Origin of the sequence: Pseudomonas sp. PS02303, assembly GCF_029959925.1 — a bacterium.
Lineage (GTDB): Bacteria > Pseudomonadota > Gammaproteobacteria > Pseudomonadales > Pseudomonadaceae > Aquipseudomonas > Aquipseudomonas mandelii.
The window spans coordinates 1-9,229 of record NZ_JASCOM010000230.1; the positions used below are offsets into that span (position 1 = coordinate 1).

General features: G+C 58.0%; 11 protein-coding genes. 8 read left to right on the forward strand and 3 right to left on the reverse strand.

From position 1 onward, the window contains the following. Nucleotides 1-84: 84 nt before the first annotated feature. Complete coding sequence (locus QMX98_RS28370) at nucleotides 85-573, reverse strand: DMT family transporter (protein WP_282411725.1); 489 nt, start codon at nucleotides 571-573, stop codon at nucleotides 85-87. Nucleotides 574-650: 77 nt separating this feature from the next. Here QMX98_RS28370 and QMX98_RS28375 point away from each other — a divergent pair, with 77 nt between their 5' ends. From QMX98_RS28375 to QMX98_RS28400, 6 genes are all read left to right on the forward strand, one after another. After that, a complete protein-coding gene (locus tag QMX98_RS28375; protein WP_282411726.1) occupies nucleotides 651-1,592 on the forward strand; it encodes a LysR substrate-binding domain-containing protein in 942 nt (313 codons plus the stop codon). A 10-nt stretch (nucleotides 1,593-1,602) separates the two neighbouring features. Beyond that, a complete protein-coding gene (gene fos / locus QMX98_RS28380) occupies nucleotides 1,603-2,040 on the forward strand; it encodes a fosfomycin resistance glutathione transferase (protein ID WP_282411727.1) in 438 nt (145 codons plus the stop codon). 43 nt (nucleotides 2,041-2,083) lie between these two features. Continuing rightward, entirely contained in the window at nucleotides 2,084-2,722 is a 639-nt protein-coding gene (locus QMX98_RS28385) for a LysE family translocator (protein ID WP_010462451.1), read from the forward strand. A gap of 84 nt (nucleotides 2,723-2,806) precedes the next feature. Then, nucleotides 2,807-4,156: a GGDEF domain-containing protein gene (locus QMX98_RS28390; RefSeq protein ID WP_083374843.1), complete on the forward strand. Its 1,350-nt coding sequence runs from the start codon at nucleotides 2,807-2,809 to the stop codon at nucleotides 4,154-4,156. 117 nt (nucleotides 4,157-4,273) lie between these two features. Then, the gene (locus tag QMX98_RS28395) at nucleotides 4,274-4,432 is read left to right on the forward strand and encodes a KGG domain-containing protein (RefSeq protein WP_010462447.1); all 159 of its coding nucleotides are present in this window, start codon (nucleotides 4,274-4,276) and stop codon (nucleotides 4,430-4,432) included. A 73-nt stretch (nucleotides 4,433-4,505) separates the two neighbouring features. After that, nucleotides 4,506-5,009 carry a DUF4142 domain-containing protein gene (locus tag QMX98_RS28400; protein ID WP_102595563.1) on the forward strand — a complete coding sequence of 168 codons (504 nt, stop codon included), beginning with the start codon at nucleotides 4,506-4,508 and terminating at the stop codon, nucleotides 5,007-5,009. Nucleotides 5,010-5,076: 67 nt separating this feature from the next. On the opposite strand, the gene QMX98_RS28405 is transcribed toward QMX98_RS28400, so the two are convergent. After that, entirely contained in the window at nucleotides 5,077-5,487 is a 411-nt protein-coding gene (locus QMX98_RS28405; RefSeq protein WP_010462444.1) for a low affinity iron permease family protein, read from the reverse strand. A 224-nt stretch (nucleotides 5,488-5,711) separates the two neighbouring features. On the opposite strand from QMX98_RS28405, the gene QMX98_RS28410 reads away from it, so the two are divergent. Both QMX98_RS28410 and tam read left to right on the forward strand, forming a co-directional pair. Beyond that, nucleotides 5,712-6,797: a type I restriction endonuclease gene (locus tag QMX98_RS28410; RefSeq protein ID WP_282411728.1), complete on the forward strand. Its 1,086-nt coding sequence runs from the start codon at nucleotides 5,712-5,714 to the stop codon at nucleotides 6,795-6,797. A gap of 343 nt (nucleotides 6,798-7,140) precedes the next feature. Further along, nucleotides 7,141-7,911 (forward strand): trans-aconitate 2-methyltransferase, encoded by a 771-nt coding sequence (tam, locus tag QMX98_RS28415; protein ID WP_154503444.1) that lies wholly within the window; start codon nucleotides 7,141-7,143, stop codon nucleotides 7,909-7,911. A 261-nt stretch (nucleotides 7,912-8,172) separates the two neighbouring features. Here tam and QMX98_RS28420 read toward each other — a convergent pair whose 3' ends face one another. After that, nucleotides 8,173-8,901, reverse strand: coding sequence for a class I SAM-dependent methyltransferase (locus QMX98_RS28420; RefSeq protein WP_282411729.1), 729 nt, complete (start codon nucleotides 8,899-8,901; stop codon nucleotides 8,173-8,175). Nucleotides 8,902-9,229: the final 328 nt, after the last annotated feature.

Sequence of the window (9,229 nt, forward strand, 5' to 3'; positions counted from 1 at the left end):
GGCTCGCTCCCACATTGATCTGTGCCACGCCGCCAATCAACTGTGGGAGCGAGCCTGCTCGCGATGGCGGCCTGACAGTCCCGCTCAACCCGCCGCCACCAACCCCTTCCCTGGCGCCGCACTGAACTGAATCATCGCGACCCCGGCGATCAACAAGACTGCCCCCAACACCCGCGGCAACGTCATCTGTCGTTCCACCAACCCAAACAACCCAAAGTGATCCAGCACCAGCGAAGCCACCACCTGTCCCGCCAGCGCCAACGCAATAAACCCCGACGCCCCCAGCTTGGGCAGCAGCATCAGCGCCAACGAAATAAAACACACCCCAAACGCACCCCCCGCCCACATCCACAACGGCGCCTTGCTGATGAACGCCAGTGACGGCAACGGCAAGCGCATTGCCAACATGATCGGCAACAACACGACGATACTCACCAGCAACGACGCAAGCGTTGCCCACAACGGATGGCCCAACCCACGCGTGAGGTTGGCGTTGATCGCGCTCTGAAACGGCACCACCGCCCCGGCAACCACGGCCAGCAGCAACAGCCCGGCCCAATGCAATGTACTCATGATCATTCTCCAACAGGTTTTGCTGGACTCTAGAGTATTCGTCGCGCAGATTTAAATTCCGAATTGCTATCCAGAACATGCACCAGATGAATGATCTGCGGCGTATCGACCTCAACTTGCTGGTGATCCTCGACGCCTTGCTCAGCGAGCAGCACGTCACGCGCGCGGCGCAGCGCTTACACCTGAGTCAGCCGGCGGTCAGTCATGCCCTGGCGCGGTTACGCGACTTGCTGGGAGACCCTTTGCTGGTGCGCGCGGGTGCCACGCTCGTACCCACGCCGCGAGCCATGGAATTGATCGCACCCTTGGCCGAAGCACTCGCTCAGGTGCAATCCCTGCTGGCCCCGAACGCTTTCGACCCGGCCACGGCCAAGCGCACGTTTCGTCTGGCAATGTCCGACTATGGCGCCGCCATCGTCCTGCCAGGGCTGATTCGCACGTTGCGCCGGGAAGGGCCGGGCATCGACCTGCAAATCAGCCACGCCAGCCGCGAAGGCATGCTCGACGCAGTACTTAATGGCGACATCGACCTGGCAGCAGGTGTCTTCCCTGAACTGCCAAACGAGCTGCGCAGCACGCCACTCTTCGAAGAGCACTACGCCTGCCTGGTCGACCGCAACAGCCTGCCTGCCAATGGCGTACTCGACCTGCCTACCTACCTCGCACGGCCACACGTCCTGCTGGAAATGCGCGGCAGCGGCACGCCTGAAATCGAGCGGGCGCTGACGGCGTTACGTGAACGCCGTCGCGTCGCGATCAGCCTGCCGCACTGGAGCGTCGCCCCGGAATTCATCAGTGGCACGGACCTGATTCTTACCGTGGCTTCACGTGGGCTGCGCGAGATTGATGAGCGCTCGCTGGTCGTAGTTGCGCCGCCGTTTCATATTCCGTCGTTTACGTTTGTGTTGGTCTGGCACACACGGCGGGGCGGGGATCAGGCGTTGAACTGGTTGAATGGGCGGATTGGGGAGGGGATAGTGCATAGCGACCTGACTACCGGCCCATCAAATAACCGTTGAGGTAAACAAATTGCTCACCGGCCTCAACCACTTGACCCTCGCCGTCACCGACCTGAACCGCAGCGTGGCGTTCTATCAAGACCTGCTGCAACTGCGCCTCGAAGCCACTTGGGACACCGGCGCCTATCTGTCACTGCCGGGTTTGTGGCTGTGCCTGTCCGTTGATCCGCTGCGCAACTCGGGGCCCGCCGCCGATTACACCCATTACGCCTTTACCATCAGCGCAATCGATTTCCCCGTGTTCGTCGAACGCCTGCGATCCGCCAGCGTACAAGAATGGCGCGACAACCGCAGCGAAGGCGCGTCCTTCTATATCCTCGACCCGGACGGCCACAAGCTCGAAGCCCACGTTGGCGATCTGGCGTCTCGGCTGGCAGCCTGTCGAGAGCGCCCGTATGCGGGAATGAAGTTCTTCGACGATCAGTCAGTCGATATACCCGGGACCTGATATAGACTTGCGCCCATTCACCAAATAGTAAAAGGGACTTTCAATGACCCCATCGCTGCTAATGGCCGTTCTCGCCTCGGGTTTCATTTATGGCATCACACCGGGGCCGGGCGTATTGGCGGTGTTCGGGATTGGCGCCGCGCGTGGACGGCGGGCCGGGGCGGGGTTTCTCTGTGGGCATTTGTTGGGGGACGTGGTCTGGTGCAGTACGGCGCTGATCGCGATTGTCGGTGCCCGTGAAATCGGCAGCACGGCGTTTGATGTGCTGGGCGTACTCAGCGGGCTGTACCTGTTTTGGCTCGGTTTGCGCGCCATACGGGCGAAGCGCAGCAGCGCCGATGCCCCTCAAGGCCCGGCTCGCCAGCCCTTTTGGCACGGCATTCTGTTTGGCCTCACCAATCCCAAGGCCTACCCCGTGGCGGTGGCGACGTTCACTGCGCTGCTGTCCAGCCGGGCGGAGTTGCTGCACTGGTCAATGTTGCCTTGGTTGATTGTCCTGAGCTTCGTCGGCGGTCTCATGGCCTACGCTATCCTCATTGGCATTGTTGGTGCACGGCAAGTTCGCACCTTGTATCAGCGCCATGAACTGGCGATCACACGGTTATGTGGGGTGATGTTTATCGGTTTCGCCATCAACGCCCTCGCTCATGCACTGCCGGGGCTGGTGACGAACAAGGCTTGAGGTTGAGCGCACGGATGCGTCAATGCCAGATGGGTCATGGAGGGGCTTTTTATTGCTGCATTGTCCGGAAACGCTTATCGCACCATGGCAACCAGAAATTCCGCGCCGTTGGCGAGCTACATCGATCTCTTGCTGGACGCCGTCTGTGCGGTGGATAAACAAGGTCGCTTCGTATTTGTCAGCGCGGCCTGCGAGCGTATTTTCGGCTACACCCCGGACGAGCTGATCGGCCAGCCGATGATCGACATGGTGCACCCCGCCGATCGCCAGCGCACCCTTGACGCGGCGCGCGAGATCATGGGCGGTGATCCCAAACTCAACTTCGAAAACCGCTACCTGCGCAAGGATGGCGCGGTGGTGCATATTCTGTGGTCGGCGCGCTGGTCTGAAGTCGATCAGTTGCGCATCGCTGTGGCCCGGGACATCACCGAGCGCAAGCAGGCCGAATCCCGGCAAGCGGCGTTATACGCGATCTCCGAGGCGGCCCACGCCGCGGAAGATTTGCTGGCGTTGTTCAAACGCATCCACTTGATCATCGGCGAATGGCTGCCGGCACTGAATTTCTCCGTGGCGCTGTATGACGAGCACTGTGCGCAGCTGAACTTTCCGTATCACGTCGACGACCATGAACTGCAGCCCGAGCAGCCCGGAACCATGACCGGGCGTCTCTGTGCCGAAGTGATTCGCAGCGGCCAGCCGATTTTGCTGACCCTGGACCAGGACACTCTGCCAGAAGGCTTTGAGGCATCGGTCTCCGGACAGGACTCGCCTTGCTGGCTGGGTGTCCCGTTGAACTCGCAAAACGGCATCATTGGCGCGCTAATCGTCAAAAGCGTACCGGGTGGCGAGCGCTACACCGAGCAGGACAAGGAGCTGTTGCAATACGTCTGCGCCCAGGTCGCCACCGCGATTGAGCGCAAGCAGTTACATGCCCGGTTACAACGCATGGCCCAATACGACCAACTGACTCAACTGCCCAACCGGGCGTTGCTGCGCGACCGGCTTCAAAATTCGCTGGCGCAGGCTCGCACGGATTCCGGGCGGATGGCATTGCTGTACGTCGACCTCGACCGCTTCAAGGAGGTCAACGACACCCATGGCCACGCAGTCGGCGACATGCTGTTGCAGGCGGTCGCCAATCGACTCAAGGGCTGCGTGCGTGAGACCGACACGGTGGCGCGTATCGGTGGGGATGAGTTTGTGGTGTTGTTGCACAGCATCCACGCGGCGGAAGACGCTGACAACGTTGCGGGGAAAATCCGTCAGGTGCTGGCGCAACCCCTGCGCCTGGACGGGCAAAGCGTGAACATCCGGCCGAGTATCGGCGTCGCGCATTACCCCGAGCATGGCACCGAAGAACAGCAACTGTTCCGGCATGCCGATGAGGCCATGTATGCGGCCAAGCGCCAACATCATCAGCGCCTCGGGGCCTGAAAAATCGGCCACCGTTCGTCGCGGCGATTTCATTTTTTCTAAACCTTTGCGGTGATCGAAATTCAGATTTTATGCGGGCTCCTGCTCGCCGCGATCATCACCAAGAGGTAGAGAATCATGCCTAACTCAAGAAACTCGAACTCGGGAAACTTCGCTAACGATCGAACGAAGGCGTCAGAAGCCGGTCGCAAAGGTGGGAAAACTACCACTACGACCGTCGATAAAGACCCTGCGAAACCCGATATGGGCCGCAAAGGTGGTCAGAAGTCGAAGTAGTCGCAAGGTAGTTTTGATTGAGAGGCGGGGGCGAAAGCTCCCGCTTGAATTTTTATAGAAGGAGGGCGCGACCATGAGCCGGATGGCCACCCGATTACGCACTGCCAGTCTTGTCACGTTGCTGGGCCTGTTTGCCAACAGTGCCTTCGCCCAGTCGCCCGCCGAGTTCATCAACGATGCGTCGGCCAAAGGCATGGCCGACATCGAAGCCAGTCGCCTGGCGCACCAGAAATCCGAATCCAAAGAGGTCAAGGACTACACCATCGTGGTCATCAATGACCGCACGACCGCCAACCAGCACTTGGCGAAAATCGCCAAACAGCTGGATTTGCCGGTTGCCCCTCGCGAAGAAGTGGTCGACAAGGCCAAAGCCTTGATGCCGGAAGTGAAGGACGGCGCATCCTTTGATCAGGCTTATACCGCCAGTCAGGTGAAGACGACCCAGGAAGCCATCGAGCAGCTTCAACAAGTCGCTCAGACCACCGACGTGCCGCAAATCAAAGCCTTCGCTGAGGAAACCTTGCCCAAACTGCAGAGCCACCTGGAAATGGCCAGAGCGTTGCAAGCCAGTCGCTAGACCAGGCGATTAACGGTGTTGAACGCAAACGGCGCGTGATTCATATCACGCGCCGTTTTGTTCGTGCTCAGCACTCATTCAAGTCCTGTTTGCGCTTGCTCGTAGTGGCCAGCCCCGCCAGGTCATGCACGTCTTTTTCGCCCATGGCGCGATAGTGTCTGCGTAGCGCCTCCAGTTGCTTGAGGTCCAGCAATTCCAGCCCCAGCATCGCGTTCTGCGCCTCTTTGTTCACCCGCAGCAACTCATCGATTTTCAAGTGCAGGATGTCGGTGTCGCGGTTCTGCGTGTTCTGGATCAGAAACACCATCAGGAACGTGATGATCGTGGTTGAGGTGTTGATGATCAGTTGCCAGGTGTCGTTGTAATCAAATATCGGCCCGCTCAACCCCCACAGACCAATCAGTATCAACGCCCCCATAAACGTCTTCGGACTGCCGGCCCACAGGGCGAGTTTCTGCGAGATTTTTGCGAATTTCATTGCCGTGTTCCTTATAGGGATGCGCCTGATTTTTCAGACAGCGACGGCGGGTTGAAAATTCTACTTAATGGACCTCTGTTCAATGAAAAACCGGTTTTTTGCTACGGCTCTTCTTTTCCCTTTATTGGCCTGAATCTTTCTTTGTGCCGGTTTGTGTCTAGTATCTAGGGCAGTCAATTTGCCAGCATGCAAACCACGGATCGACACCAGCTAAGAGGTCACTCATGGAATTCTTCGAAAAGCTCACAAGTCTAGCCGCCAAAGTTCGTTTGCAAGGCGCTGCAATCAAGACAGAAGAAGCAACCAAGAACGCGTTTGTCATGCCCTTTATCAGCACGGTGCTGGGCTACGATGTTTTCGATCCGACTGAAGTGACTCCTGAATTTGTTTGCGACATCGGAACAAAAAAGGGAGAAAAAATTGATTACGCAATCATGAAAGGCGGAGAGGTACAGATTCTTATAGAGTGCAAAAAAATAGGCGAGCCATTGCACATCAATCACGCCTCCCAATTGTTTCGTTACTTCCATGTCACCAGTGCTCGAATCTCCATCCTTACCAACGGTCAGGTCTACAGGTTTTTCACCGACTTGGACGCGCCCAACAAAATGGATGAGAAGCCGTTTCTTGAACTCGACCTGTTGGACATCGACGAGTATTCCGTCCCTGAATTGGTCAAGCTCACGAAGTCTGCCTTCGATGTCGATTCGATCATCAGCGCCGCCGGTGAATTGAAGTACGTCAGCCAGATCAAGAAGGTCATCGCTTCGCAGGTCAGCAAACCTGATGACGACTTCGTGAAAGTGTTCGCTTCGCGTGTATACGATGGGGTGATTACACAGAAGGTCCGTGAGCAGTTCCAGGAGTTAACGAGAAAGGCGGTAGTGCAGTTTCTCAACGACCAAATCAACGACAGGCTCAAGTCGGCGATGAGTGGAGCCATTCAACCGGCCTTGGCCTCGTTACCAGTTTCTTCCGGCGGTGCTGAGCAGCCGGATGTGCGGGACGAGTTAGAGGACAAGGTGCTGACGACACTGGAAGAGCTGGAGGGCTATCACATTGTTCGAGCGGTGGTTCGGTCTGTTGTCGATGCAAAGAGGATTGTTCAGCGAGACACGCAGAGTTACTTCGGCATTCTGCTCGATGACAACAACCGCAAACCGATCTGCCGCTTGCACTTCAATCGCTCGCAAAAATACATCGGTATTTTTGACGAAGAAAAGAATGAGACCCGGCACGCCATAAACTCGATAGACGATATCTACGAATACTCAGATCACTTGAAGAAGACTGTTGGGTATTACGACTAGCACTGTTTGCTGACTGGTAAAAGAAGCCGGCCCTCTAGGCCGGTTTTTTGCGCGGATCCAATAGTTCGTCAATTTCACATTGCCGACGGCTTGCCAAGACCGGGATTGTTATCAACTTTCTTGCAGCTCGGGACAGACGGGTTCTAGTGTCGCTCTCTCATCACCTTTTGGCTGCGTCGACTTCAAGTGAGGCAAGTTCAGATAATAGACCGATTTTACCTGTTACAACATCAGTGGGGCACGTTTCGCCATAGGTCGGATAGGGCAGGGCGCGCCAGTCGAGGTATCGTAGCGAACCGGTTGTGCGCCGCTGGCCACAACAACGTATCGACAGGAGAACGCAATGAGTTGGTCCGCCAGACAATACGTCGCTTTTGAAGATGAACGCACCCGCCCGGCCCGCGATTTGCTGGCGGCGGTCCCGCCCGTGGACGCGCGATCGGCCATCGACATCGGTTGCGGTCCCGGCAATTCGACCGAATTGCTGGTGGAGCGCTTCGCCAATGCCACAGTGCGTGGCCTGGACAGTTCGACCGATATGATCGACGCCGCCCGCAAGCGCTTGCCCCAGCTGCAATTCGACACGGCTGACATTGATACCTGGAACGAGCCGGGGCCGTTCGATGTGATTTTCGCCAACGCGGTGTTGCAGTGGGTGCCCGACCACGCGACGTTACTGCCTTCTCTGGCCGCCCGACTGACCGAGGGCGGTAGTCTGGCCATCCAAATGCCCGACAACCTCAACGAGCCGTCCCATCGCCTGATGCGCGAAGTCGCTGCCGATGGACCGTGGGCCAGCAAGTTGGTGGACGCCGCCGGGCAACGCACGGACATGGCGAGTGCCAGCGAGTACTACTCGATGCTGCGACCGCATTGTGCGCGAGTCGATGTGTGGCGCACCACGTACCATCACCCGCTCGCGGGCGGCGCCTCGGGTGTGGTCGAGTGGTTCAAGGGCAGCGGCTTGCGGCCGTTTCTCGAACCGCTGAATGACGCGGAGAAGGCGCAATACCTCAAGCAGTATCAAGCCGCCATCGAGCAGGCTTATCCGGCGCTGAGCGATGGTTCGGTGCTGCTGCCGTTCCCGCGGTTGTTTATCGTCGCGACGCGCTAGGGCAAAAAGGGACGGATAACGCCGAACGTTATCGGTCCCTTTGCCTGGCACTCAGGTATTCAAAAATAAACGAAGCAAAGCCGAACAACCCGATCATCGAAATGATCATGATCCCCAACTCTGAATTGTCCATGTTGATCTCTAGGTGAAAGGTGAGCCGGCACAATAAGGTATCTGTGGACAGGTTCGACGCAGCGATACGTTGTCTTTACCGGGTATCGGAAATTCATATGCAAAAATTACGATGACCCGGCGTGGCCCTCAGCGCTGAACGCTGACCAGCATCATCATCGGCCGCTCCCGCTCTTCGGCCAGGGCCGGTTGCGCCGCCACCTCGGCATCACTCGGGCCCCATTCGTTGACCTGTCGGATGCTGAAACCTGCGCCAATCAGCGTATTCAGCAAGGTGCCTATCGTGCGGTGCTGTTTGATCACGCCTTCGGCCAACCAGTTGGTCACCCGCTCGCCTTCCCGTTGATAACTGTCCAGTGGCCAGCGCTTGTTCCCTTCGCTATCAATCAGCCAGCCCGGATTGCGCGGTGCCATGAAGATTGGGTGTTCGATGGAAAATACGAAACGTGAACCGGGTTTCAGGGCCTCATGGATTTTGGCAAACAGACCCGGAAGATCCTTGATGTAGTGCAGCGCCAGGGAGCTGTAGGCGAGGTCGAAACTGGCTGCGGGCAGGTCGAGTTGTTCCAGATCAGCGCGGGCATATTGGATGTTGTCTGCTGACGTGGTTTTGCGCGCCTGCTCCAGCATTTTTTCCGAGACGTCCAGACCGAGCACGCTGTCGGCGCCGTGTTCACTGGCCCAGCGGCAGAACCAGCCGTAACCGCAGCCGAGGTCTACGGCCTTCAGGCCTTTCATGGGCGGCAGCATTGCTTTGAGCGCCGGCCATTCGGGCGCTGCGTCGAGACCGCTGACGGAGCGCGCCATCTGGCTGTAGCCCTGGAAAAACCCCGGGTCGTCGTAGATGTTTTGAGTCATGTTTGGATTGCTCTGTTGAGATCGTTCACGGGCGGCACTTGATGTGCGGCCGATTGGGTTCCCTCGGAGAGTGATGGCGCGTGTTCGTCGATGGCCGCGCAGGGGAGAGGGTGGTTGAAGATAGGGGAGATGCTAGCGGGTTGGGCGATGAGGGGAAACGGGTTGAACGTTGGGGATTTGTAAGCTCGATCCAATCGCAAACTGGCCACCCAGGATAATGCCAGGCAGTTAAGCGTGACACCGAACCTGTGGCGAGGGAGCTTGCTCCCGTCGGACTGCGCAGCAGTCCCTTTTTGGGGGCCGCTTCGCGACCCGGCGGGAGCAAGCT